Here is a 24,007-nt window from a genome sequence, read left to right as displayed (position 1 = left end):
GCCCGTCGCCGCTGGGAGGATATCACCATGAAAATCGATCGTTTCGCTACGCTGATCTTTGCAGGAAGTTTTGCGCTGACCTCCGCGGTCTTTGCGCAGGACACCCCGAAGAAGCCGCACGTACCGCTGGAAAAGTCTATTGGGATAGTCACGCCAACCGGCCCGGTGCCGTCGCTGGCGGTCATCAATTCGGCCGGAGCCAAAATCGAAAACGGCAAGCTCGTTCTGACCGGTGTCTCCGCAAACTCGATCGTCTTTGCTGACCGACCGGTGCGAGCCGCCGGTCATGTGGCAACCGAACAGTTCATCATGCAATGGGATGAGGGGAAGGACAATTTCGCAGTCGATCCACCGAATGCGACTGTGTCGGTGCTGGGCGGCGATGGATCGGACGTCAGCGACGCCGTCGTGACGCTGAAGACCCCGAAACTCGATGGCACGACGCTGACCTTCGACATCACCATTCTGGAGGGCACCCTAAGCGGTGTGTCTGGGCCGGCCGCGCTGTTCATCGATCACTTCGGGGGTGGAGGAGGATTTGGCGGCGGGGGCTTCGGTGGCTTCCATGGCGGCGGCAGCTTCGGGGGCGGCGGATTCCACGGCGGAGACTTCGCGGGAAGTAATTTCCGCGGCGACTTCCGTGGAGACGACGTGCATATCGGCGACACCAACATCAACCGTGTCGGAGGCACCTATTGGCACGCACCCGTCTACCACGGCGCCTGGTATCGCGGTGCTCCGGTCGCAGCCGGCGTGGTCGCCGGTGCCGCTATCGGGGCCGCTGCAGCCCGCCCCTACTATCCCTACTACAACGACCAGCAATGCGGCTACTATCCGTACCCGCCTTGCTATTGATCTTCAACAGGGAAACGCCACTTTGGCCGCGTTTCCCTCTCCTCCCAGCGGGAGACAGGCCTGATGCCGGCGGGCCACACCCTTAGGTTTTCCCTTCTCGCCAGCAACCCCCAATAGGTGTTTCATGTTGCGGGAATCCATTTCCCGCCACACAGTCCTCACTCGAAGCAGTGCTGCGTTCAAACGAGATCGGGGGATTCTCATGAAGACCATTCACTTGCATGCGATAGTCTTGCTGGCCGGTGTCTCTGCCGCATCGATCGGCAATGCCGCGGATCTCACACCGCTCACGCCCGAAGCGAAAACGGTCGAGACCCAGAGCGGCTGGGAATTCACGGTCGCTCCATACTTCTGGGCTGCCGGGATTTCAGGGGACGTACGGCAATTCGGGCTTCCCGAGGTCGACATCGATGCCGATTTCGGTGACATTCTCGACAATCTCGACTTCGCCTTCATGGCGACAGGCGAAGCACGATATGATCGCTTCAGCATCGTCGGTGACGTGATCTACACCAAACTGGGTGCGGATGCGCATACCCCCCGCGGCATCTTCGCCGACAGCGTCGACGTGACATCGAAGACCTTCGCAGGACTTCTCGGCGTGGGTTACGCGGTGCTCGAAGATCAGAATGGCCACCTTGACGTGGTCGGCGGCGTGAAAGTCTGGTCGGTCGAGACAGACATCTCCTTCAATGGCGGACTTCTGGCCGGCGTGGAGCGGGAAGACAGTGCCACGTGGGTGGATGCCGTTGTCGGCCTGCGCGGGAACTACTTCTTCACCCCGGAAATCTATCTCACGGGATGGGGTCTGGTGGGCGGTGGCGGCGCCGACGTCGACTGGGACGTGGGCCTCGGCCTCGGCTACAAATTCAACGACACCATCTCGGCAGTGGCCGGATACCGCGCACTGGGCGTCAACTACGAAAACGATGGTTTTGTCTTCGACGTCGTCCAACAGGGGCCGATCGTCGGGGTGTCCTTCCATTTCTGATGAGGCGAGAGCGCCTTGAGCAATTCGGCGATCATCGCAACTGACGGTCGTCGTGCTCAGCTTGCGACAGCCTGATGTCCTGCAGAAGCCGGAAGAGCAACGCCCCCAGGAAACAAAGAGCCGCCCATGAACAGCGCGGCGGCTCCCGGTTCGTGGCGGTATCTCATGAAGGCGACACCGAAGCCAAACAGCAGCAGAACCGTCACGCCAATTCCGGCCAGAACAGACAGGTGCAACGCACTGTTCAAGAGAAGTTCTCGTTTCGTCAGCTCCCCGAGCCAGGCTTGGGCGACATCGTTTTCATCAATCTCGCGGAGGCTCCTAATCCGTTGCGTGCCGATGGCATAGAGGCGATCGGGGGAGCCAAGGACCTGACAGGTGAAGCGCGGAGCGGACGCCCTGAAGGGTGTCCGCTCCGACATCGTTACGCTACCGCCCGCGTCAATCGTGACCTGTCTTCATCTCCCGGACCTGCTGCATGACCTGCTCCAGATTGTAGCTTGCAGGGCTCTGAAGCGGCGGGAAGTCGATGTAGGTCTCGAGATGCTTCAGCCACAACTGCTGCCCGATGGGCAGGATGTTCCAGTCATAGACATAGGCGGTGGACGGCGAAGCGATGGCACCGCCCATACCGAAGAGTGTCTTGATCTGCTGCCCGACCGAGGTCTCGAACGGGTCGCGCTTGATATTGACGACCTGTGTCCAGGCGTACGGCATCACCCCGCCAATAAAGCCAGCCGGATCGTCGGAGACCATGGCGAAATACATCTTCCAGTTCTTGTAGCGCACAGCCGACGGCTCCTTGCCAGAATAGTACAAGAAACTGTCGCGCGCGGATGGAGACTTGCCTTCCAGGTAGTCACGCTGGTCGATACCGTCGAGCGTGGTCTTGACGATCCCGGGATACGTACCCGCCTCGATCTCTTTCTTAAGACCATCGCCCTTCGGGCCGCCTGCGATGTTCACAAACGTCGGCAGCCAGTCGAGCGCCGAGAACATGTCGTTCTTGACCGTACCGGGCTCGATGTGCCCCGGCCAGCGAACCACAAGCGGCGCCCGCATGCCGCCTTCCCAAGTGCTGAGCTTTCCGCCTTTGAACGGGGTAGTGCCGCCGTCCGGGAATGTGATCGTCTCGGCGCCGTTGTCGGTGGTGAAGACGATGATCGTGTTGTCGAGTTCTCCTATCTCCTCGAGCTTCTTCAAAACGTAGCCGATGTTGTCGTCCATCTGCTTCATGCCGGCTTCGTTGACGCCCCAGTCCTTGCCGCCGACTTCGCCGACCATGTTCAGATATTTGTCGGGCAACACTGTCGTGATATGCATGCGGGCCGGGTTGTACCAGACGAAGAAGGGCTTGTTGGTCTTCTTCGGGTCATTCCTGTCTAGGAAGTCGATGACCTTGGCCGAGATCTCCTCGTCAATGGTTTTTGAGCGCTCCAGCGTCAGCGGCCCCTCGTCCTTACAGGATTGATTTGCCGGGGATCCGTCGGAGGATGCGCATGCGAGCATTGGGCGCGGCGGGGTGAGACAGGTCGTGGTCTTGGCGTCCACCGCCGCCGGGTCTTCCGCTATCCCGGGAATCGGCGTGTTCCTGCATGGTGGTGCAATCCCCTGCTCGGTTGGGGTCTTGTTGATGTCGGGGAAGCTCACCCCCTGCATGGCGTCGAGGTGATAGAGGTAGCCCCAAAATTCCTGGAACCCGTGTGCCGTCGGCAGGGATTCGGTGGTATCTCCGAGATGGTTCTTGCCGAACTCACCTGTCGAGTAGCCGAGATCATTTAGGAACTTGGCGAGGTGAGGCGTGCCGGCCCGCAGGTAGGACGGGCTTCCGGGAATCTCCGGCAGAACCATGCCGACGCGCACCGGCTGCATGCCGGTGATGAACGCGGTCCGCCCAGCCGTGCAGCTCTGCTCGGCATAGTAGGTCATGAACTTCGCCCCTTCCCGGCCGATACGGTCGATATTGGGCGTTTCACCGACCGCGAGACCTTGGTGATAGATGCTCGGCTGCATCCAGCCGATGTCATCACCCATGATGAACAGGATGTTGGGCTTTCTGGTCTCCTGCGCGTGCATCGTAGCGGTACTCGATAGCAGGCTGCCGGCGACCGCCATTGCTGCTGTGAAGAACTTTGTAGTCCGTCTCATTTCTAATGCCTCCCTCACGGGGCCGCATTGGCGGCCAAGGTTAGTTGAAAGACAAGTCAGAGCAAAAGAGGGCTTGTCGGCGACGTCCAAGTTTACTGACCAGCAAATTGGACCAGATCTTTTCGGTAAAGACGCGGCTCCCCGGCCCGCACGGTGACCCTCGACTTGCGGAAGAGGGATTTCCACTCTTCCATCCATTTTCTACATTGTATTGGCGGGAGCAGATATTGCCCTTTGGGGAATCCGTCGGGGCTAAGAGTTGCCAGTTATGGGAGCCGTCCGCGCCGCATTTCCCGCGCCCCGCGTCGAGACCTCCCTAAAGGACAATAGGCAGCAACCGCGACCGCGTGTCATAAGATGCTCGCAGGCGGAGGTTCTAGCGATGGGCAGGACCATGAGTGCAGTGGACGCACACGAAACGGAATTTGAAGGCTTCGCCTGGGTGCCTGCCCGAACGTTCGCCATGGGATCGAACAGGCACTATCCTGAAGAAGCCCCCGCCCATCCGGTGAAGGTTGACGGCTTCTGGATCGACGTGACGCCCGTGACCAACCGTCAGTTCGCCACGTTCGTCAAAGCCACTGGCCATGTCACCGTCGCAGAAAAGACTCCAAAGGCTTCCGACTATCCCGGCGCGATCCCCAAGATGCTGCGCGCCGGATCGCTCGTATTCACTCAGCCGAAAACCGTCGTCGGCGCCGACATCAGACAGTGGTGGGCGTTCAAGTTCGGCGCCGACTGGCGGCATCCTTATGGCGGCCGCAGCGATATCCGCGGGAAGCTCGACCATCCGGTCGTCCATGTTGCCTATAGCGACGCCCTAGCGTATGCCCACTGGGCCGGGAAGGACCTGCCGACCGAGGCCGAATGGGAGCTGGCCGCTCGGGGAGGTCTCGAGGACGCCGAATTCGCATGGGGCGACGAATTGATCCCTGACGGAAAGCTCATGGCCAACATCTGGCAGGGCGCGTTTCCCACAGTGAGCACAAAGCCCACAGGAGCGGATAGAACATCACCTGTCGGATCGTTCCCGGCGAACGGCTACGGCATCCACGACATGATCGGCAACGTCTGGGAATGGACGTCGGATTTCTGGTCGCCTCGCCATTCGGAGCCTGCGGCGAAATCATGCTGCATTCCGCGGAATCCCCGAGGCGGCGATCGAGAGGCGAGCTTCGATCCCCGCGAGCCGGAAATACGAATTCCAAGGCGGGTGCTGAAAGGCGGATCGCATCTTTGCGCGCCGAACTACTGCCGGCGCTACCGTCCCGCCGCCCGCCATGCGGAACCAGAGGACACGTCCACCAGCCACGTTGGCTTCAGATGCGTCAAGCGAATCCTGAAGGACTAAGGCGAGGCATTCTGGCCAGTCGTTCGATGGTTCCTCGATCACGTCATCCGATTGATCCTCCGGGGTATCCGGGTCGCGGTCGTACGCGGCTCTTAGCGCGTCGAGTGCATTCTGGATGGCGTCAAAGACGTCCGGCGCCTTTGCGCCCTTCACCACGAATGTGTCGACGAAATCTTCCAGCCTCATGCTCAAATCGTCACGCCAATCCTTGCTCATTGCCGTTCCTCCGGCTGAAGATGAATGCCCCTGCAAAGAAGGCCCCACGTCGGGCAATGGGCGGAATACGGTTTCGGACCATACGGGCGAGATCAGTGGGAGGCAATCCGGCGGATCGTAGAACAGCTCTCGCGGACTTCCTGATGCCCGCAGTTGCGATTGCGCGTTTGACTCGGTGGAATTCGCCGTGAGGATTTCAGTGCAAAACATAAATTGAGGCCCCACGCATCGTTTCTTGGCGGGCTTGCCTCAAAAGGTGCAAGATTTGAACGAACAAACGCCGCCGTGGAGCATTTTATGTTCTATAGGGGCGATTTGCGACTAAGGAGAATGTTATGAAGAGAATTGTTAGCAGTCTGTTGATTGCGACGGCCCTTATAGGCTCGGCTATTCAGCCTGCTGCGGCGCGCGATCATCATCACCACGACAATACCGGTCGTGCCATTGCCGGCGGCCTTGCCGCAGGTGTCGTTGGCGGCCTGATTGGTGGCGCGATAGTCAATAGTGGTCCTCGCTATGTCGACGGCCCTCGCTATTACGATGCAGGCCCGCCGCCGCCGAGATGCTGGTACGAGGACCGTGACGTTCGTAACCGTTACGACGGCGGATATCACACCGAAACCGTCCGGGTCTGCGACTAGCGGCTTCGAGACAACCAATACCGTACAGCCCAATACCGTACAGCATTGAAGCAGCGTTGACCTGATCCTTGGTCATCGCCGCTGCCTTTCGCCCCCCCCGGCCGGGATTGCAGTTGCAATCTCGGCCATGCTCCCCAGAATTGACGAAAGCTGTCCGCAACATCAGTTGTGACCCATCCGCCGAGGCGGAAAAATCCTCCATCTGTCATGCGTCTGCAAAGAACCGCCGCTAGTTGTCGGCCCGGGCAATTGCACGGCTGTGCGACATGATTGCACCTGTGCAACGGGCAGAGAAATGGACCGGGACAGATTCCTGAAACGGCAAAACATGGCCAGCCTCTCCGGCGCGGACCAATGTCAACTTACTGCCATCGCTCCTCTATACATGTGCTGGCGGAGACTGCCAGATCGCATCACCCGTCCTTCTGCGGCTCGTCCAGCATCAGTTTTCAATGCTGATACGGGCGGTTTTGGGAGGCGGATGTTTTGTCGCGCGCGGGGCATTGACGGAAAACGATGAGGGATGGTCCTGTGAATGACGGCAAGACGCCGAAGAAGGAACGAATGCGCTTCGTGAGTGCCGAACAGGTGGCGCAGCTTGCCGGCGTTTCCCGCTCGGCCGTATCACGCACCTTTACGCCGGGAGCTAGCGTTGCGCCCGCGACGCGCGAGAAGGTGCTGCGTGCGGCCCAGGAGCTCGGCTACCACGTCAACGATCTTGCGCGCGGCGTGCTGGCCAATCAGAGCCGCCTCGTCGGCATCATCGCCACGAAACCCGAAATCGGCTTCCGCGCCCATCTTGCCGCCGCCCTTGCCAAATTCCTGATCCAGCGCGGCAGCATACCGATCCTCATCAACACTGGCCAGACCGAGGACGAACTGCTGGCCGCCCAGAAGATGCTGATCGGCCACCGCGCCGAGGCAATCATCATCCTGTCGGGCTCGCCGCCTGCCAGCTTCTTCGAGCTTGCCCAGCGTAATGGCCAGCCGCTCGTCGTCATCGGCCGTTCCGAACCGGATGCAGACCATGTGCGCGCCGGCAATTCGGAAGCCTCCCGCAAGGCGGCGACGGTGTTCTTCGAGGCCGGACGGCGCCGGCTGGCGGTTGCCGGTTCCAACACCGGTACGCCGAGCATTATCGAGCGCGAGAGCGCCTTTCTGTCGACGGCGGAAGGGCTCGGCGCCGAGGTCTTCATCGGCCGTGGCGCGGATTCCGACTATGAGAGCGGCATCGCCGCGGGGCGGGCGCTGTTTTCGAATTCTGTACGCCCCGACGCCGTCTATTGCGCCAACGACCAGATCGCCTTCGGCCTGATGGATTATGTGCGGCAGGAGGTGAAGCTGCGGATTCCGGAGGATGTTGCCATCATCGGTTTCGACGACGTTCCCGAAGCGTCCTGGCTCAGTTATCAGCTGACCACCTTCCGCCAGGACCCGCTCGTCATGGCGATGCGCGCCGTCGAACTGATGGAGCGACGCCTTGGAAATCCGGACTTGCCGCCGGGCTATGAACGCGTCATTCCAGAGTTCGTCATCCGCCAGAGCTTCAGACCCTGATTCCCTTCCGAAAGATTCCCATGCACTGCGAATTTCCTGATGATGCCCGCTTCGTACTTGCCAAGGACGTGATCCTCGATGCGGCGGGAAAGGCGCTCTCCTACTTCTCCGATCTTTCATCACTGGAAACCGGCCATAAACTGAACGGCCAGGATGTGGTGAGCCAGGCCGACAAGGCCGTGGAGGCGATGATCCGCGACCGCATCACCGCCGCATTTCCCGATGATGGCGTGCTCGGGGAGGAGGAAGGACTGGCGGAAGGCCCCTCGGGCTACCTCTGGGTCGTCGACCCCATCGACGGTACGAGCTGCTTCGTGCACGGCATCGATCAGTGGTGCATCTCGATCGCCGTCATGAAAGGCGACGAGACGGTGCTTGGCCTCATCTGCCAGCCGACATCGGGCGATCTTTTCGTGGCGAGGAAAGGCGAAGGTGCCTTTCTGAACGGCAAGGCAATCAGCGTCGACAAGGCCACCAGCATCGGCACCGGGCTTCTCGGTGTGGGCGCCAATTTCCGCATTCCGCTGAAGCAGGTGTCGATCTTCATCCACCTGCTGCTGGTGGCGGGCGGCATGTTCATCCGCAACGGCTCCGGTGCGCTCATGCTGGCGCAGGTCGCCTGCGGCCGGCTCGCTGGCTATTATGAACCGCATATCAACGCCTGGGACTGCACGGCCGGGCTCTTGATGATCCGCGAAGCCGGCGGCTGGACCGAAGCCTTCCCCGGCAAGGGCACACTTTTGACCGGCGGCCCGGTCATCGCCGCAGCGCCCAGGGTAAGAGACGATCTCCTGACGCTTGTCAGCCGCTCTCTGCAGGATGAATTGGCCTAAACCTACTAGGTTGTTCGCCCAGCCTCGCTGGTCGCGGATGAACTTGATGCGATCTTCTCCGTCAGATCGACGAAATTGCGGATGAGGGCAAGCCGCGCATCGGCGCGGTGGGCGACGTATAATGGCAGGGGCGGTAGTTGGCCGGGCAATAGCGGCCGATAGACCACAGACTCCCGATGAAGCACGCGCATGGACGCCGGCACCACCGTCAGGCCACGGCCGCCGGCCACCAGATTGATGGCGGCGATGATTCGAGAAACCTCATCGACGATCCGCGGTGCAACGCCGGCAGTCTGGAAGGTTTCCATCAGCCGTTCGAATATTCCAGGCCCGTCCGTGCGCCGGTAGACGACCATATCGACACCGTGGAGCATATCGAGCGTCAGCGGTTCATCTTCCGCCTCTGCATAGGCGTGGCTGCGCGGGACTGCGACAAGCATATCCTCTTCGGACAGAGCCCGTGCCGTCAGCTCGGGAAAGCGCCTCGCGTCGATGTGCAGCAACGCGACATCGACGCGCTGTTGCTGAAGGGCCAGAATGAGCTCATAGGTCTCGCTCTCCTCGACCACGATCTCGGCAAGCGGGAAGGCCCGGCGAAACTGCTGGAGGAACTGTGGCGCAAGCACGTGCAGAGAGGCCGAGCTTGTAAAGCCGACCGATAGCCGGCCGCTTTCGCCCTGGCTGAAGCGTCGTACATTGTCGATCGCCAATTGCGACCTTCTCAGAATATCGCGTGCCTCTTCAAGGAACAGCTCGCCCGAACTGTTGAGTGCGACCCTGCGCGGAGACCGGTCGAACAATTGGACGCCAAGCTCATATTCGAGATCACGGATCTGCTGGCCGAGGGGCGGTTGCTGGATATGCAGGCGCTCGGCAGCGCGATTGAGGCTCCCCTCCTCGGCGACGGCCACGAAATATCTGAGATGTCTGAGCTCCACTGGATATCCTGGGACTTTTAGAGTTTATGTGTTGAACAATATAAATATTTTACATGCTGATGTCACGCCTCTAGGCTCTTCCCAACTTGACCGAGACACGGAGGAGACGACATGGCCAAGAGCAAACCGAAGATCGCAATCATTGGCGCCGGCATGGGCGGACTTGCCGCTGCGGCGACACTGCGCAAGGTCGGTATCGACGTCCAGGTTTACGAGCAGGCGCCGAAATTCGCGCGCGTCGGCGCCGGCATCCAGATGCTGCCCAATTCGTCGCATGTGCTACGCGGCATCGGCGTGCTGGATCGCCTCAAGAAGATTGCCTTCGAACCCTATTCCCATCTCAACCGCGTCTGGGACACCGGCGAGATCAAGCGCGAGCTGCCGATGCCGGAGAGCCTCTACGGTGCGCCGTTCCTCTGCATGCATCGTGCCGATCTGCATGAAGCGCTTTACTCGGTGCTTCCGCCTGAGATCGTCCATCTCGGCAAGAAGCTCGTCGGCCTCGATCAGAAGAACGGCGGCGTCAGCCTTTCCTTCGCCGATGGCACCAAGGTTGAAGCCGATGCGGTCATTGCCGCTGATGGCGTTCACTCGCTGGTGCGCGAGATCATCGTCGGCCCGGATGCGCCGCTGCACAAGGGACGTATCGCCTATCGCGCAGTCTTCGATGCCAGCCTGATGAATGGGGGCAAGATTGCGCCTTCAAGAACGAAATGGTGGGGCGTCGACCGGCACATCGTGATCTATTACACAGCCGCAGATCGCAGCTCGCTGTATTTCGTTACCAGCGTTCCGGAGTCGGCCGACTGGATGACGGCCGAATCCTGGTCGGCAAAGGGTGACGTCAAGGAGTTGAGAGCTGCCTATGATGGCTTCCATCCGGAAGTGCAGATGGTACTCAACGCCTGCCCGGATTGCCACAAATGGGCAATTCTCGAACGCGAACCGCTGCCGCGCTGGAGCGATGGCCGCGTTGCACTTCTCGGAGACGCCTGCCATCCAATGACGCCCTATATGGCGCAGGGTGCGGCAACCTCGATCGAAGACGCCGCCGTGCTGGCGCGTTGCCTTGAGGCCGTCGACAATGACGACATCGAAAGTGCCTTCCGCCGTTACGAGGCCAACCGCAAGCCGCGTACGTCTCGCATTCAGGCCATCTCCAGCGCCAACACATGGATGTCGGGCGGAAACGAGGATACGACATGGCTCTACGGCTATGACGCCTGGAACGTGCCGCTTGTCGGCGAAAACGAACTGGCTATGGCCGGCTGATCGGAACAGCGCAATGTTGCAGCAAGAAACCAGCACGATGGACGGTCACTACGAGTTCGTGACCGTCTCGGATGAGGCAACTATCGCCTTTCGGCGATACGGCACGCCGGGAAAGCCACGCCTGCTGCTGATCCATTCGCTCGCCCTTGACGGCAGCATCTGGACGGATGTCGTCTCCGGACTGAAGGCGCAGGCCGAGATAATCTGCATCGACTGCCGCGGGCATGGCTGGAGCAGCCGCGCGCCCCTTTCCCAAGCAATCGAACGCTACGCCAATGACATCGCCGAGGTGCTTGACAAGGTCGGCTGGGACAAGGTGGTCGTTGCGGGCTGCTCCATGGGCGGCTGCATCGCGCAGGCTTTTGCCGCCCGCCACCCGAAACGGGTGGCGGCAATGACCCTTATCGATACCACGGCCTGGTATGGAGAAAAGGCACCGCAGGAATGGCGGGCACGGGCTCAGAAAGCGCGGGCCGAAGGCCTCGCCTCGATGGCCGCCTTCCAGGCAACCCGCTGGTTCGGCGACCGTTTCAGGGCGGAAAATCCGCGCAAGATCCAGGAGATGATGGAGATCTTTGTCCGCAACGATCTCGATGCCTATGAAGCGACCTGCATCATGCTCGGCGATGCCGATCTTCGCAGCGCGCTTGCCGGTTTTCATTTCCCGGTCTCCGTCATTGTCGGCGAAGAAGACTATGCGACCCCAGTCGAGAGTGCGCGCCAGCTTGCAAAGGCAATCCCCGGAGCGTCCCTGACGATCCTGCCGGGCGCCCGGCACCTGACGCCAATTGAATGCAGCGATGTCATCGCAGATGCGATCGCCAAGATGATTGAAGCTGCCGCCCATTAGGGCAAAGCTGGCGGCAGGGGGCGCCGCCGGCGTGTTGAACCGTGCTGATCTGGGAGGATGATATGCGCGATAACAATAGCATACTGGTTGCCGGCCGGGTTGCAGGCGAGGTCTCGCACGACGACCCGCAGCAGACGCGGTTGGCTGGCCGCGCCGCGGTTTTGACTGCACGCTTCGAAGCGATCCCCTTTACGCCCTGGCACCGCCGGGCGCGTATCATCATGGGCAGCGCTACATTCCTCGACGCCTTCGATGCTCTTTCGCTGGCATTTGTTCTGCCGATCCTGATCAAACTCTGGGCACTGACGCCGGCGCAGATCGGCTGGATGATTGCGGCAAGCTACATCGGCCAACTCGTCGGCGCCCTCCTCTTCAGCCGCCTTGCGGAGACGCTCGGCCGCGTTCACATGGCCGCGTCGGCGACCGCGCTGATGTCGGTCATGAGCCTCGCCTGCATATTGGTCGGCGATTTCCAGATGCTGTTCATTTGCCGTCTGATTCAGGGTATCGGGGTCGGCGGCGAAATGCCAGTCGCGGCCACCTATATCAGCGAGCTTTTGCGCGCCAAGGGTCGCGGGCGCAACTTCATGCTCTACGAGTTGATCTTTCCGATCGGCCTGATGGTGACCGGCCAGGTCGGCACATTGATCGTGCCGGTCTTCGGCTGGAAATCACTGTTCCTGCTTGGCGGGATTCCGGGTCTGCTGATTGCCTATATGCTCTATCGGCTGCCGGAATCGCCGCGCTGGCTGATCGGCCAGGGCAGGTTGGACGAAGCCGAAAAAGTGATCCGCCAGGCCGAGGAAAGTGCGCGGCGCAAGGATCCCGGCTATTCCTTCGACGATCGCGCCTATAACGAAGCGACGCTGGCGCTCGGCGGTCAAAGCCAGGCCGCTGCGCCCCGGACACGCAGCCGTTGGCGGGAACTGTTGTCACCGACCTTCCGTATGCGCACCATCGTCGCCTGGATCCTCTGGGCAAGCTCGTTCTTTGTCGCCAACAGCCTGAACAACTGGATGCCGACGCTCTATCACACCGTCTATTCACTGGAACTCGGCAGTGCGCTGCGGGCAGCCTCGATGACTAATGTCGCACAGGTCGTCATACTGCTCGCCTGCGCCTTCTGCATCGACCGTATCGGGCGACGCACCTGGGCCGTCGTCTCCTTCCTCGTCGGTGCCGTTCTCTTGGCCGCACTCGCCGCCGGTGGTGCGAGCAGCCTCTGGTCACTCATTCTGCTGGCTACACTTGCCTATGGCGTCGTCGGCTCCGTCAACGCCGTACTCTACCTCTACACGCCGGAAATTTACCCGACGCGCATGCGCGCGGTCGGAACGGGCCTTGCGACATCATGGCTGCGTATCGCCTCAGCCGTCGGTCCGACGACGGTCGGCTACATGGTCGGCGCACAGGGCATCAAGTCGGTCTTCATCATGTTCGGGATCGTCGCCGTTATCGGCGCGCTTGCGGCAACGCAGATGATCGAGACCGGTGGACGCAGGCTCGAGGAGATTTCCTCCTAATTCATGCCCCGTCCGGCTGCATTCGCGGAAAGAAGCCCCGGTATCTTTGATGCCGGGGCTTCGACATTTCTAAGGCCTCAGGCGCCGTGCGGCACGGCATCATGCTCCTTGCGCGCGATCACCGTAGCGACGACAAAGACGAGCAGGGCGCCGACCGCAAGGCAGACAGCCAGAAAGAACATCGGCGCAATCGTACTGCCGGTTTCGTCCTTGATCCAAGGCACGACGTTCTGAGCGACGAAGCCGCCGAGATTGCCGACAGAATTGATGGCTGCCAGGCCCGCCGCAGCACCCGCGCCCTTAAGGAAGCGGGACGGCAGGCTCCAGAAGACCGGCTGTGGTGCGAAGATGCCGGCCGCGGCAATGCAGAGGAAGATAAACTGCAGCGTGTTGTTCGGAACAAGCGCCGAGAGCAGCAGGCAGGCCGCACCGATGAAGGCGGGGATGACGATATAAGGCGTCTTCGCCTTCGCCTTGTCGGCGGCAGTCGGCACCGCCCAGAGCGCAATCGCCACGAGTATCCACGGAATGATGTTGAGCAAACCGTTCACAGTGTTGCTGACGCCGAAGGCTTTCACGATGGTCGGCAGCCAGTAGCTGAGACCATAGGCGGCAAGCGGGAAGGCGATGTAGCAGAGAGCCATCAACAGGACACGAGGGTCGATGAGTGCCCTGAAGCCGTTCTCGGCATTGTGATCCATGCCGGAATTTTCCGACGCTAGGCGGTCTGCCAGCCAGCCCTTCTCCTCATTGCTGAGGAACCTCGCGTTTTCAGGGCGGTCATAGAGGTAGAAGAAGGTAATGACACCAGCAATGACGGCCGGAATGCCTGTCGCCAGAAAGACCCATTGCCAGCCGGCATGGCCGAGGAAGCCGTCGAGATCGAGCAACATGCCTCCAACAGGCGCGCCGACGGCATTGGCAAGTGCGCTGAAGATCATGAAGAGACCCACCATGCGGCCGCGATAATCCGAGGGGAACCAGAGCGTCAAAAGATAGAGGACGCCCGGAAAGAAGCCCGCCTCGCAGACGCCGAGCAGGAAACGCAGGATGTAAAACATTGTCGCATTCTGCGTATAGGAGAGCAGGATGGTAACGATGCCCCAGGATACGAGAATACGGGCGAACCAGACGCGTGCGCCGAACCGGTCGAGGAATAGGTTGCTCGGTACTTCAAAAAGGAAATAGCCGATAAAGAAGAGCGAGGCGCCAAGGCCATAGGCATATTCGCTCATGCCGAGAGCGCCGACCATTTCCAGCTTGGCGAAGCTGACATTCTGACGATCGATATAGGCAATGAGGTAAAGGATTCCGAGGAATGGCATGAGCCGCCAGGTAATCTTCGAGATCAACTGCTGTTCGTTGACCATTGCAAATTCTCCAAATGATTGTTGCTTTTCTCGCCAATAGATAGCCACCTCCGGACGATTATCAATCACACCGAACGGATGGGGACGGCTCCTGCATTGACAAGCGATATGTCGACAGCCATGCCTACAAACGTGGAAGCCATCCTTTCTGCCCGTGTCTCCAGAGAGATCATCATGTCCATGCCCTCCCCCCGCAATTTCCTGACTTCGCTATTTTCAGCCGCCGTGCGCGCCGCCGATCCGCTGACAGGTATTACCGCGCATTTGCCGGAGAGACCTGATGGTAGGACAGTCGTAATCGGCGCCGGCAAGGGGGCCGCGCAGATGGCACGCGCGCTGGAAAGCGTGTGGGATGGACCGCTCGAAGGCGTGGTGGTCACCCGCTATGGCTACGGTTGCGAGACCGATCATATAGAGATCATCGAAGCTGCTCATCCGGTTCCCGATGCCGCCGGCCTTTCCGCCTCCAGACGACTGATGGAAACCGTCGCCGGCCTGGGTGAAAACGATCTCGTCATCGCACTGATCTGCGGCGGCGGCTCGGCGCTCCTGCCTTCCCCACCCGAAGGGCTGACGCTGCAGGACGAGATCCTCTTGAACGAGTTGCTTCTGGCTTCCGGCGCACCGATCTCGGCCATGAACGTCGTGCGCAAACACCTCTCGACCATTAAGGGCGGGCGGCTGGCTGCTGCGACCAAGGCCCGCGTCGTCAGCCTGATTGTCTCGGACATTCCCGGCGACAATCCCGCCCATGTTGCCTCAGGCCCGACCGTTCCCGACGGTTCGACCCGGCACGATGCGCTTCAGATCATCCAGCAGTACAGCCTCAAGCTGCCGCAGGCGGCTATCGATCATCTGAACTCCCCAAAGGCCGATGCGCCACGGCCGGACGATCCGGCCTTTGCCGGCCATGAGCACTACATCATCGCATCGGCCGGCGTATCGCTGGAGGCAGCCGCCGAACTTGCACGTTCGCAGGGAATCACGCCAGCGATCCTGTCGGATTCCGTCGAAGGGGAATCGCGCGACGTGGCGCTGGTACATGCGGCGATCGCTCGCGAGGTCGCCGGCCGCGACCGGCCTTTCACGAAGCCGGCCGTCATTCTCTCCGGCGGGGAGACGACGGTGACACTGCGTGGCAAGGGTGGCAAAGGCGGCCGCAACGGTGAATTCGCGCTGGCGCTCGCATTGGCAATCGACGGGCACTACGCCATCCATGTGCTTGCCGCCGACACCGACGGCATCGACGGCTCGGAAAACAATGCCGGCGCATTTTCCGACGGCAGTACCGTCAAGCGGCTGCGCGCCGCCGGCTTTGACCCGCGCCGGGTGCTCGACGGCAATGACAGCTATTCCGGTTTCAAGGCGATCGGTGACCTCTTCGAAACCGGCCCGACCGGCACCAACGTGAATGATTTCAGGGCAATCCTGATCGTCTGACCACTCTTCGATGAAAGAGCCGTGCGACTTACCGATTTATCGATGCGTCCTCGGATAGAGATTTCGCGCCGGCGGCGTCCAGTTGGCGAGTGTCGCGGGATCGGGCTTCCATATCTCGACCTTCAACGGATAGCATGCGGCCATATCGCTGGAATGGCTTGCGGCGCAATCGCCACCCGGGCAGGCCGACAAGGCGCCGAGAAGATCGATCTCGGCGAAGAACTCGATGAAATCTCCGGGCCTGACGGGGCTGGCCTTCATGAAATACTGGTGCGTGTCCCTGGTGAAACCGGTGCACATGAAGACGTTGAGCACGTCATGCACATGCATCTCGGCCTGCTCGAGCGGCATGCCGCTGTCGGCAGCGAGCGCCCGCGTCAGGTTCGAATGGCAGCAATGGTGGTAGTCGCTACCCTTCAGCAATCGGTTCGTATAAGGATCGCAGCGTGTGCCGATGACATCATGAATGCCGGCACCGTCATCATCCCAACCATACCAGCCGAGGCTGTCATAGGTGATCGTCGCCATAGGGCGCAGATACGGCAATGTGCTCCAGAGACGATCGCCGACACCGACATGGGTTGCGTGCAGAGCCCGTGTCTTGCCGCTGAAAAACCGTTCGGTGAGATCGGCAGCGTTCCACAGATTGAGGTCACCGACCTGCGGACCGTCGATGCTGACGATGCGAAAGAAATGCCCCTGCGGAACGTGGAAGCTGCTTGCCTCGCGCGGTGGCACGATCACCTCGCTGACCTTCGTCAGCGTTTCGCGGGCGGCCTCGAGCAGACCGAGATCCGCAGACGGCAGCGTTTCGACGGGATAGACGACCACGGGCGGTGCTGACCGCCGCTCGGCTGCGTCAGAAGGAATTGGCACTATCGACTGCTTCGACATCCGGTTAGTTCCGCTCTGCTGGCGATCTTCCGGTGCTGCGCCCGGTGACACACAATAAGTCGCCGAGCACTCTTAGCGAGGTTGCGCCATTGGGCAACCGAGATGTTTCTTGCCCTATGGGCAAGTTTTGCTTAGTCATCCTGACATGAGAAACCTTCCCCTCGCATCACTGCGGGCATTCGAAGCCGCCGCACGCCACGAAAGCTTCGTCCGGGCGGCTGCCGAACTGAACCTGAAACCGGCCGGCATCAGCCAGCACGTGAGGGCGATGGAGAATTGGCTCCGCATCCCCTTGTTTCTGCGGCATAGCCGGGGCGTGACACTGACAGCCGCGGGCAGGGAATTCGGGGCAGCCGTCACGCATGCGTTGGCGCATATCGAAGTCGCCGCCGGGCAGTTGAGGCTGGAAGCAAACAGCCGCCCGGTCAGCGTTGCGTGCATTCCCTCGATGGCAGTGCGATGGCTCATTCCGCAGCTGCCGAGACTGAGAATTGCTTATCCCGATATCAGGATCAACATCGTCTATGCGCTCGATGCCAGGACGCCCGAAGCGGCAGGTGCCGATCTCCTGGTCTGCCACGGCGTGCGACCAGGCCCCAGCGCCATCAAGCTCCTGGATGCAGCAACCAGACCAACCTGTTCTGCGGAATTCCTCGCCCGGCATGGCCCCTTTCACAAGCCAGCTGACCTGCTTGCTTGTGAAATCCTGCACGACGAGACGATCGATGCCTGGGCGCGCTGGTTGTCAGGCGCCGGCATCAATTCCGCGCCGAAGGCCGGACCTGTTTTTGCCGACTTCAATCTCATGATCGGCTCGTTGATCAGCGGCCAGGGTATCGGACTTTGCCCAACCGCGCTGATCGCAGAGGAGATCGCGGCGGGTTCGCTCGTCTCCCTCTTCGAGAGGGCTTCCGATATGGACAAGGCCTACTGGCTCATCGAGGCAAAGGGCCTCTCGCGCGAGGCAAGAACGTTTCGCGATTGGCTGCTTGCAGCAAGGCAGGACGAGAGCTGACGGACCGATCAGGCTTTGGCCCGCTTCGGAACAGACAGATCCTGAAGTGTCATGCGCCAGATGTTGCGACCATCGGCCTTGGCGCGATAGAGCGCCCGGTCCGCCTCCTGCATGAGCGCTTCGTGGTCCACTCCGTCAGCTGCAGCAATGCCGACGCTGATGCCGAGGCGGATGGCAAGACCATTGATGGTAAAAGGCTGCTCGAAGGCGCCGATGCAGCGCTCGGCGAGATCGATGGCTTCGCCTCTTTCTCCCGTCATCAGGATTGCGAATTCATCGCCCCCGAGCCGCGCGACCAAATGACCTCGCGCATGCATCTGCAGCCGTTTGGCAACATTTTTCAACACTTCATCCCCGGCAGCATGGCCAAACGTGTCATTGACGGGCTTGAACCCATCCAGATCCAGACAGCAGATGATGACCTTTTCCCGGTCCTCCGATGCAAGGGCTTTTTCGAGCGCCTTGTAGAATTGCATCCTGTTTGGCAGGCCTGTGAGAATGTCGTGATGCGCCAAACGATTGGCTTCAGTCTCGGCAAGAATTCTGTCGCTGACATCGGCCACCGTGAGCAGCAGCCGATGCTCGGCCCCTTCGTGGAGCTGACGAACATAGATCAGCACGTGGCGCTCTGACCCGTCCCGCGTCGTCTGTCGCCAGATCGTCCGTGCATCACAGTCACCGTCGAGATGGAGGAGGACCCTCTCGAATGCCTGGAGTTCGCCGTCGACATGCATGTCGCAGGCTCGCTTCGACAGTAGCGTCGCAGGTTGGAAACCATAGAAATCAACAGCTGCCTGGTTGGCCTGCAGAATGGCGAGGCTATCGCCATCGCACAAAAGCATGGGCATGGGGTTGGCGTTGAACAATTGGCGAAGCCAGTCTTCCCGCTGCTTGAGGCCGGTAATATCGATGCGCATGCCGATCGCGCCGCCGTCGGGCGTGCGCCGGTCGTCGTGGCGCAGCCACCGGCCATCCCGCAACTGCTGCTCTTCTTGCGAAACCGGCTGACGAAATTTCTGCATGCGGGCCGTGAACCACGCCTCCTTGTCCTCGACGAGCTCGCGCATCCCGTCGCCGGCGAGACTGGTCCTCAATATATCCTCAAAGGCGACACCGGGCCTGAGATGCTCGGCTATATCAGCGTAAAGCTCGGCATATTTCTGGTTCCAGAGAACATAGCGGTCGTTGGCGTCGAACACGCAGACCGCCTCCGGCAGCATCTCGATGACATAGCGCAGGCGCAGATTGGCCTCGCGCGCCGCATAACCAGCAGGACGCTTGTCATCCACCGGCTCGAGGAAAGCAGCCGTGACCGTCTCCGTGCCAGTAGGCCAGCTCACGACCTGTACGCGGCATAGCCGACAATGACCAGAATGATCGCTGATGAAGGCAGTGGAGACGCCCGAGAGCAACGGCCATTCCGGCATGAGTTCGGTAATACCCGCGCCGCGAGGCCGGTCTTCAAGATGGAGGAGATGCCCGGCTTCGGCATTGGCAAAGATGACATGACCGGTGGTGTCGAGCACGATCACCGCCATCGGACATGCCTGCAGGAATGCAAGGATCTCGGCACCAAGCATCATTAGTCCAACCGTAAAGTCGCTTCAGCAGATCTTTCGGATGTGACTTTAACAGCGGAACGTAAAGGAATGTAACCACGCCTCACAGTGCGAGCATTTCATACACACTCCGAAGCAAGACAAGGTTTCTCGAAAGTTAACAGAAGATCCTGATGTAATGTTCCACGACGAAATGGCTTGGGTTTTGCATTGGCTTCACTGCTCTGACCCCGACCACATCACGACGCAAGGCCGCGTCTTCTCGCCTGAGCTGGAAATCGCCACGCGCTCAACAGGCAACACGCGCGTCTGTCACGCCTGCACAATTGGTAGGATTTTTCATGAACCGGTGAACGAAAGAAATAAATAGTCTATAGATTTTATAGGGAATTCGACACCCTTCCCGTCATCGCTTCCTGACATTGCAACCTCAAACGGAAAACATCAACGATGACATTGGCAAAAATATTGGGAACGGCTGTGCTTGGCCTCGTCTCCCTCGGCATGTTCAGCAACGTGGCAGTGGCCGAGGCGAGTGCGCCGCTGCTCGACAAGGTGCCATCGGGAACGGTCCTGACGATCGGTGATCCGGTGACGCAGAAGGCCCTTGAGGTTTCCGGCCTCATCAAGGAACTCACCTTCGAGGTCAAATGGGCCAATCTCAGCGGCGGCCCGCAGACCTCCGAAGCCTTCCGCGCGCACGCTCTCGATGTCGGCTCTGTGGCCGAAATCCCGTCGATCTTCGCAACTTGGAACAACCTGCCCGTCCGCAACATCGCCTATCGCGAACGAAAAGACCCGATTGCCAATCCAATCTACCGTTTCGGCATCGCGCCTGGCGTCGACGTCAAGTCGCTCGCAGATTTCCGCGGCAAGCGTATCGCCTTCAGCCCCGGCCAGGCCCAGGGCACGCTCGTGCTTCGCGCGCTCCATGCCGCAGGCCTGACGAAGAAAGACGCCACGCTGGTCGAGTTGCCGAGCACCGGCGATGTCTATCCGAAGGCACTCGCCAGCAAGCAGGTCGATATCGCGCCGCTCGGCGGCGTCAATATCCGCCGCTACATCAGCCAGTATGGCTCCGATGGCGCAAGCCTCGTCGAGCACGGCCTGCGTGATGACCCCTCCCATCTCTATGCACCACAATGGGTGCTGGACGATCCCGCAAAAGCAGCCGCCCTTGGCGAATATGTCCGCCTCTGGGCGCGCGCAACCGAATGGGTCGATCAGAATCCTGAGATCTGGATCAAGGAATATTACATCGGCCAGCAGGGCCTGAGCCGCGAGGATGCCGAATTTCTTATCAAGCTCGCAGGTACCCAGGTCATCCCCGATAGCTGGGCGGACGTGAAGAAGCGCCATCAGGAAACCATCAACCTGTTGGCCAGCGAGCTTGGCTACAAGCCCTTCGACGTCGAACAGATCTTCGACAACCGCTTCGAAAAAATCGCTGCAGGCGCTCTGCCAAGAAGCCAGTGATCGCGCGTGCCGTTCCGTAGCGAAAAGAGGAGATCGCAAGCATGGCAACCACTTGGGATGCAGATAACGTCAAGACATCACGGATATCGTCGCGCGGAAGCGCTGGTGTCACCGCCTCGACAAAACCCGCGGCCTCCCGCGCCCGCCGCAGGCTCGGCCCCGGACGCGAGATACCCTTCGGACTGCAGATCGGTCCGGCACTGCTGGTGCTGGCCTGGGTTGCCGGATCGGCATTGGGGTGGATTGATCCGCGCATTCTCTCGGCGCCCTGGACGGTCGTCGAGGCCTTCGGACGGCTGATCGCCGAGGGCCGCCTGCAGGACAACTTCGTGACGTCTGCGACGCGCGCGCTGCTCGGTCTCAGCATCGGCCTTGTCATCGGCACGGCCCTCGCGGTCATCGCCGGTCTGTCCCGCATCGGCGAGGCGCTGATCGACGGCCCGATCCAGATCAAGCGCGCCATCCCGACGCTGGCGCTGATCCCGCTTTTTATCCTGTGGTTCGGGATTGGTGAAGGCATGAAGGTCACGACCATCGTGCTTGCCGTCATCATCCCCATCTACATCCACACCCACAATGCACTGCGTAGCATCGACAGCCGTTACGTCGAGCTCGCCGAGACGCTGCGCATGAGCCAGAAGGACTTTATCTTCCAGGTCGTACTGCCCGGCGCCCTGCCCGGTTTCCTTCTCGGTCTGCGCTTTGCCGTCACGCTCTGCTGGGTGTCGCTCGTGGTGGTCGAACAGATCAACTCCACCAGCGGCCTCGGCTACATGATCGATCTTGCCCGCACCTATGGCCAGACCGACGTCATTCTCGTCGGCCTCGTGGTCTATGTGCTTCTCGGCCTCGTCTCGGACGGTCTCGTCCGACTGCTCGAACGGAGGGTCCTGTCATGGCGCCGCACTCTGGCCAATTAAAGCCTGCCGTCCACGTCGCAAATCTCGTGCGGCGTTTTGCTGCAAAGACGATCCTCGACGGCGTGGATCTCGATATCGGCGAGGGCGAGTTCGTGGCCCTGCTCGGGAAAAGCGGATCAGGCAAGAGCACTTTCCTCAAAGCCCTTGCCGGCCTCGACCACGAGGTCGAGGGAACGGGTACGTTCGAGACGCCGGAAAAACTCTCGGTGGTCTTTCAGGATGCCCGCCTGCTGCCCTGGCGCACGGTCATCCAGAACGTCACGCTCGGCCTGCCGGGTGAAACCGGGCAGGAAGCCGGACGCAAGGCGCTCGCCGAAGTCGGTCTCGAAGGACGGGAGACTGCCTGGCCGAACCAGCTTTCCGGCGGTGAGCAGCAGAGGGTGGCGCTCGCCCGCTCACTGGTGCGCGAGCCGGCCCTGCTGCTGGCAGACGAGCCCTTCGGCGCGCTCGATGCGCTGACCCGGCTGAAGATGCATGACCTCTTGCGGGAGCTTTGTGCAAAACACCGCCCCGCCGTTCTCCTCGTCACCCATGATGTCGATGAGGCGATCTCGCTCGCCGACCGGATCCTGGTGCTCGACGAGGGCCGTTTCGTGGAGGATCTGCGCATCGACCTGCCGGCGCCGCGCGATCACGGCGATCCGCGCTTCGCACAGATCCGAACCCGTCTTCTGAGCAGGCTCGGGGTTGATGCCCCCGGCCGCCGCGCCGCCTGAAACCAACGGAGATCGTCATCATGGCTAGTCAGAAAAGACAGATACGGCTTGGCGCATTCATCATGGCAACGGGCCATCATATTGCCGCCTGGCGCCACCCGGACGCGCAAGCCGATGCCGGCTTGAATATCGATCACTATCGCGAACTGGCTCAGACCGCCGAACGCGGCAAGTTCGACCTGGTTTTCGTTGCCGACAGCCCCGCCGGCTGGGAGCGCGCCAAGGATCCGGAAGCATTGCGCCGCACGGCCCAGGGCGCTCATTTCGAGCCAGTGACCCTATGGGCGGCGCTTTCGCAGGTGACGAGCAATATCGGCTTTGTCGCGACTGCCTCCACCACCTACGAGGACCCCTATCTGCTCGCCCGTAAATTCGCCTCGCTCGACTATATTTCCAAGGGGCGTGCGGCCTGGAATGTCGTCACCACAGGCGCCGATGTCTCCAAGAATTTCTCTATCCCGGGCCACCCGGCCCATGCCGACCGTTACGCACGGGCCGAGGAATTCGTCGACCTGGTGAAGGGCTTATGGGATTCCTACGAGGATGATGCCTTCATCCGCGACAAGGAAAGCGGCGTCTACCTCGATCCGGACAAGGTGCATCAGCTCAATCACAAGGGCCAGTTCTTCAGTGTCAGCGGGCCGTTGAATGTCGGACGCCCGGTTCAGGGTTACCCCGTCATCGTCCAGGCCGGCGCATCCGAGCCCGGACGCGAGCTCGCAGCGCGCACCGCCGAGATGATCTTTACCGCCAACCAGACGCTGGAAGACGCTCAGGAATTTTACTCCGACGTCAAAGGACGTCTTGCCCGCTACGGCCGCAGCCCGGACGAGCTACTGATCAGCCCCGGCATTTTCCCGGTGCTCGGCGGCACGGAGGCTGAGGCGAAAGCAAATTACGACTACATCCAGTCGCTCGTTCACCCCTCGGTCGCCTGGAACATCCTGTCGCGGCACTACAAGGGCGTCGATCTCTCCGGTTATTCGCTCGACGATCCTGCCCCGCCGCTTCCTGACAACACCGAGCTCAACAAGAGCCGCCTGAAGCTGGTCACCGATCTGGTCTCCCGCAACAATATGACGCTGCGCGAATTCTATCTGGCGGTCGCGACTGCCCGCGGCCACCGCACGGTGGTCGGCACGCCGGAACAGGTGGCGGACGCGATGCAGGAATGGTTCGACAAGGGTGCCGCCGACGCCTTCAACATCATGCCGCCTGTCCTGCCGACAGGTTTGACGGATTTTGTCGATCAGGTGGTGCCGATCCTGCGCAAGCGCGGTCTTTTCCGGGAAGAGTACGAGGGCACGACACTGCGCGAGAACCTCGGCCTTCGCCGCCCGCCGAATGGCTTGGCACTCAAGGCGCAGCAGGGCGAAGCCGCCCGGGCCGCCGGGTAATACATCACCGCAGAGACACGGGGCAGCCGGGCTCGCAGGGAAACC

Annotated in this window: 21 protein-coding genes and 1 pseudogene; 15 read left to right on the top strand and 7 right to left on the bottom strand. The window is 60.9% G+C overall.

Going from position 1 to position 24,007, the window contains the following annotated elements:
- Positions 1-27: 27 nt before the first annotated feature.
- Both AB8B33_RS25920 and AB8B33_RS25915 read left to right on the top strand, forming a co-directional pair.
- Positions 28-855, top strand: a complete 828-nt coding sequence (locus tag AB8B33_RS25920; protein ID WP_439017554.1) for a hypothetical protein — start codon at positions 28-30, stop codon at positions 853-855.
- A 202-nt stretch (positions 856-1,057) separates the two neighbouring features.
- Positions 1,058-1,846, top strand: a complete 789-nt coding sequence (locus tag AB8B33_RS25915) for a hypothetical protein (RefSeq protein ID WP_113325725.1) — start codon at positions 1,058-1,060, stop codon at positions 1,844-1,846.
- Positions 1,847-1,902: 56 nt separating this feature from the next.
- Here AB8B33_RS25915 and AB8B33_RS25910 read toward each other — a convergent pair whose 3' ends face one another.
- On the bottom strand, positions 1,903-2,268 hold the full coding sequence (locus tag AB8B33_RS25910) for a hypothetical protein (RefSeq protein WP_439017553.1): 366 nt from the start codon (positions 2,266-2,268) through the stop codon (positions 1,903-1,905).
- Positions 2,269-2,287: 19 nt separating this feature from the next.
- A complete protein-coding gene (locus AB8B33_RS25905; protein WP_439018851.1) occupies positions 2,288-3,961 on the bottom strand; it encodes an arylsulfatase in 1,674 nt (557 codons plus the stop codon).
- 427 nt (positions 3,962-4,388) lie between these two features.
- Between AB8B33_RS25905 and AB8B33_RS25900 the strand changes: the two genes are divergently transcribed.
- On the top strand, positions 4,389-5,345 hold the full coding sequence (locus tag AB8B33_RS25900; RefSeq protein ID WP_439017552.1) for a formylglycine-generating enzyme family protein: 957 nt from the start codon (positions 4,389-4,391) through the stop codon (positions 5,343-5,345).
- 12 nt (positions 5,346-5,357) lie between these two features.
- Here the strand turns inward: AB8B33_RS25900 and AB8B33_RS25895 are convergent.
- Positions 5,358-5,561, bottom strand: a pseudogene (locus AB8B33_RS25895) (hypothetical protein); the annotation flags it as partial.
- Between the two features lie 335 nt (positions 5,562-5,896).
- Between AB8B33_RS25895 and AB8B33_RS25890 the strand changes: the two are divergent.
- The 3 genes from AB8B33_RS25890 (at position 5,897) to AB8B33_RS25880 (ending at position 8,592) form a co-directional block, all read left to right on the top strand.
- Positions 5,897-6,202: a hypothetical protein gene (locus tag AB8B33_RS25890; RefSeq protein ID WP_439017551.1), complete on the top strand. Its 306-nt coding sequence runs from the start codon at positions 5,897-5,899 to the stop codon at positions 6,200-6,202.
- A 516-nt stretch (positions 6,203-6,718) separates the two neighbouring features.
- Positions 6,719-7,759: a LacI family DNA-binding transcriptional regulator gene (locus AB8B33_RS25885; RefSeq protein WP_439017550.1), complete on the top strand. Its 1,041-nt coding sequence runs from the start codon at positions 6,719-6,721 to the stop codon at positions 7,757-7,759.
- A 20-nt stretch (positions 7,760-7,779) separates the two neighbouring features.
- The gene (locus AB8B33_RS25880) at positions 7,780-8,592 is read left to right on the top strand and encodes an inositol monophosphatase family protein (protein ID WP_439017549.1); all 813 of its coding nucleotides are present in this window, start codon (positions 7,780-7,782) and stop codon (positions 8,590-8,592) included.
- Positions 8,593-8,597: 5 nt separating this feature from the next.
- Here the strand turns inward: AB8B33_RS25880 and AB8B33_RS25875 are convergent, their stop codons facing one another.
- Positions 8,598-9,530 carry a LysR family transcriptional regulator gene (locus AB8B33_RS25875; protein WP_439017548.1) on the bottom strand — a complete coding sequence of 311 codons (933 nt, stop codon included), beginning with the start codon at positions 9,528-9,530 and terminating at the stop codon, positions 8,598-8,600.
- Positions 9,531-9,641: 111 nt separating this feature from the next.
- On the opposite strand from AB8B33_RS25875, the gene AB8B33_RS25870 reads away from it, so the two are divergent.
- The 3 genes from AB8B33_RS25870 to AB8B33_RS25860 all read left to right on the top strand — a co-directional run bounded on the left by AB8B33_RS25870 (position 9,642) and on the right by AB8B33_RS25860 (position 13,175).
- The gene (locus AB8B33_RS25870; RefSeq protein WP_439017547.1) at positions 9,642-10,802 is read left to right on the top strand and encodes an FAD-dependent monooxygenase; all 1,161 of its coding nucleotides are present in this window, start codon (positions 9,642-9,644) and stop codon (positions 10,800-10,802) included.
- A 13-nt stretch (positions 10,803-10,815) separates the two neighbouring features.
- Positions 10,816-11,652, top strand: a complete 837-nt coding sequence (locus AB8B33_RS25865) for an alpha/beta fold hydrolase (RefSeq protein ID WP_439017546.1) — start codon at positions 10,816-10,818, stop codon at positions 11,650-11,652.
- A 62-nt stretch (positions 11,653-11,714) separates the two neighbouring features.
- The gene (locus AB8B33_RS25860) at positions 11,715-13,175 is read left to right on the top strand and encodes an MFS transporter (RefSeq protein ID WP_439017545.1); all 1,461 of its coding nucleotides are present in this window, start codon (positions 11,715-11,717) and stop codon (positions 13,173-13,175) included.
- Between the two features lie 77 nt (positions 13,176-13,252).
- On the opposite strand, the gene AB8B33_RS25855 is transcribed toward AB8B33_RS25860, so the two are convergent.
- Positions 13,253-14,545 (bottom strand): MFS transporter, encoded by a 1,293-nt coding sequence (locus tag AB8B33_RS25855; protein ID WP_439017544.1) that lies wholly within the window; start codon positions 14,543-14,545, stop codon positions 13,253-13,255.
- A 174-nt stretch (positions 14,546-14,719) separates the two neighbouring features.
- Between AB8B33_RS25855 and AB8B33_RS25850 the strand changes: the two genes are divergently transcribed.
- Positions 14,720-15,985, top strand: a complete 1,266-nt coding sequence (locus tag AB8B33_RS25850; protein WP_439017543.1) for a glycerate kinase type-2 family protein — start codon at positions 14,720-14,722, stop codon at positions 15,983-15,985.
- 36 nt (positions 15,986-16,021) lie between these two features.
- Here AB8B33_RS25850 and AB8B33_RS25845 read toward each other — a convergent pair whose 3' ends face one another.
- Positions 16,022-16,879 carry an urea carboxylase-associated family protein gene (locus AB8B33_RS25845; protein WP_439017542.1) on the bottom strand — a complete coding sequence of 286 codons (858 nt, stop codon included), beginning with the start codon at positions 16,877-16,879 and terminating at the stop codon, positions 16,022-16,024.
- Between the two features lie 145 nt (positions 16,880-17,024).
- Between AB8B33_RS25845 and AB8B33_RS25840 the strand changes: the two genes are divergently transcribed.
- Positions 17,025-17,894 carry a LysR substrate-binding domain-containing protein gene (locus AB8B33_RS25840; RefSeq protein WP_439017541.1) on the top strand — a complete coding sequence of 290 codons (870 nt, stop codon included), beginning with the start codon at positions 17,025-17,027 and terminating at the stop codon, positions 17,892-17,894.
- Positions 17,895-17,902: 8 nt separating this feature from the next.
- Here the strand turns inward: AB8B33_RS25840 and AB8B33_RS25835 are convergent, their stop codons facing one another.
- Positions 17,903-19,477 (bottom strand): diguanylate cyclase domain-containing protein, encoded by a 1,575-nt coding sequence (locus AB8B33_RS25835; RefSeq protein ID WP_439017540.1) that lies wholly within the window; start codon positions 19,475-19,477, stop codon positions 17,903-17,905.
- A gap of 426 nt (positions 19,478-19,903) precedes the next feature.
- Between AB8B33_RS25835 and AB8B33_RS25830 the strand changes: the two genes are divergently transcribed.
- Genes AB8B33_RS25830 through AB8B33_RS25815 form a run of 4 tightly spaced genes read left to right on the top strand, consistent with a single transcriptional unit; the run spans position 19,904 to position 23,962 of the window.
- Positions 19,904-20,929, top strand: a complete 1,026-nt coding sequence (locus tag AB8B33_RS25830) for an ABC transporter substrate-binding protein (RefSeq protein ID WP_439017539.1) — start codon at positions 19,904-19,906, stop codon at positions 20,927-20,929.
- A 41-nt stretch (positions 20,930-20,970) separates the two neighbouring features.
- Positions 20,971-21,849, top strand: a complete 879-nt coding sequence (locus tag AB8B33_RS25825) for an ABC transporter permease (RefSeq protein WP_113322530.1) — start codon at positions 20,971-20,973, stop codon at positions 21,847-21,849.
- A complete protein-coding gene (locus AB8B33_RS25820) occupies positions 21,825-22,565 on the top strand; it encodes an ABC transporter ATP-binding protein (RefSeq protein ID WP_113322529.1) in 741 nt (246 codons plus the stop codon). The genes AB8B33_RS25825 and AB8B33_RS25820 overlap by 25 nt, the downstream gene beginning before the upstream one ends.
- A gap of 20 nt (positions 22,566-22,585) precedes the next feature.
- On the top strand, positions 22,586-23,962 hold the full coding sequence (locus AB8B33_RS25815; RefSeq protein ID WP_439017538.1) for an LLM class flavin-dependent oxidoreductase: 1,377 nt from the start codon (positions 22,586-22,588) through the stop codon (positions 23,960-23,962).
- Positions 23,963-24,007: the final 45 nt, after the last annotated feature.

Origin of the sequence: Rhizobium sp. 768_B6_N1_8 (genome assembly GCF_051811225.1) — a bacterium.
Classification (GTDB): domain Bacteria; phylum Pseudomonadota; class Alphaproteobacteria; order Rhizobiales; family Rhizobiaceae; genus Rhizobium.
This window is presented reverse-complemented; position numbering and strand designations above follow the sequence as displayed.

Excerpts from the sequence above, each read along its gene's own strand:
- AB8B33_RS25850 (WP_439017543.1), top strand. The coding sequence starts at position 14,720 with ATGTCCATGCCCTCCCCCCGCAATTTCCTGACTTCGCTATTTTCAGCC.
- AB8B33_RS25840 (WP_439017541.1), top strand. The coding sequence starts at position 17,025 with ATGAGAAACCTTCCCCTCGCATCACTGCGGGCATTCGAAGCCGCCGCA.
- AB8B33_RS25865 (WP_439017546.1), top strand. The coding sequence starts at position 10,816 with ATGTTGCAGCAAGAAACCAGCACGATGGACGGTCACTACGAGTTCGTG.
- AB8B33_RS25845 (WP_439017542.1), bottom strand. The coding sequence starts at position 16,879 with ATGTCGAAGCAGTCGATAGTGCCAATTCCTTCTGACGCAGCCGAGCGG.
- AB8B33_RS25905 (WP_439018851.1), bottom strand. The coding sequence starts at position 3,961 with ATGGCGGTCGCCGGCAGCCTGCTATCGAGTACCGCTACGATGCACGCG.
- AB8B33_RS25815 (WP_439017538.1), top strand. The coding sequence starts at position 22,586 with ATGGCTAGTCAGAAAAGACAGATACGGCTTGGCGCATTCATCATGGCA.
- AB8B33_RS25915 (WP_113325725.1), top strand. The coding sequence starts at position 1,058 with ATGAAGACCATTCACTTGCATGCGATAGTCTTGCTGGCCGGTGTCTCT.
- AB8B33_RS25830 (WP_439017539.1), top strand. The coding sequence starts at position 19,904 with ATGACATTGGCAAAAATATTGGGAACGGCTGTGCTTGGCCTCGTCTCC.
- AB8B33_RS25880 (WP_439017549.1), top strand. The coding sequence starts at position 7,780 with ATGCACTGCGAATTTCCTGATGATGCCCGCTTCGTACTTGCCAAGGAC.
- AB8B33_RS25860 (WP_439017545.1), top strand. The coding sequence starts at position 11,715 with ATGCGCGATAACAATAGCATACTGGTTGCCGGCCGGGTTGCAGGCGAG.
- AB8B33_RS25900 (WP_439017552.1), top strand. The coding sequence starts at position 4,389 with ATGAGTGCAGTGGACGCACACGAAACGGAATTTGAAGGCTTCGCCTGG.
- AB8B33_RS25825 (WP_113322530.1), top strand. The coding sequence starts at position 20,971 with ATGGCAACCACTTGGGATGCAGATAACGTCAAGACATCACGGATATCG.
- AB8B33_RS25910 (WP_439017553.1), bottom strand. The coding sequence starts at position 2,268 with ATGTCGGAGCGGACACCCTTCAGGGCGTCCGCTCCGCGCTTCACCTGT.
- AB8B33_RS25835 (WP_439017540.1), bottom strand. The coding sequence starts at position 19,477 with ATGATGCTTGGTGCCGAGATCCTTGCATTCCTGCAGGCATGTCCGATG.
- AB8B33_RS25855 (WP_439017544.1), bottom strand. The coding sequence starts at position 14,545 with ATGGTCAACGAACAGCAGTTGATCTCGAAGATTACCTGGCGGCTCATG.
- AB8B33_RS25885 (WP_439017550.1), top strand. The coding sequence starts at position 6,719 with ATGAGGGATGGTCCTGTGAATGACGGCAAGACGCCGAAGAAGGAACGA.
- AB8B33_RS25870 (WP_439017547.1), top strand. The coding sequence starts at position 9,642 with ATGGCCAAGAGCAAACCGAAGATCGCAATCATTGGCGCCGGCATGGGC.
- AB8B33_RS25820 (WP_113322529.1), top strand. The coding sequence starts at position 21,825 with ATGGCGCCGCACTCTGGCCAATTAAAGCCTGCCGTCCACGTCGCAAAT.
- AB8B33_RS25890 (WP_439017551.1), top strand. The coding sequence starts at position 5,897 with ATGAAGAGAATTGTTAGCAGTCTGTTGATTGCGACGGCCCTTATAGGC.
- AB8B33_RS25920 (WP_439017554.1), top strand. The coding sequence starts at position 28 with ATGAAAATCGATCGTTTCGCTACGCTGATCTTTGCAGGAAGTTTTGCG.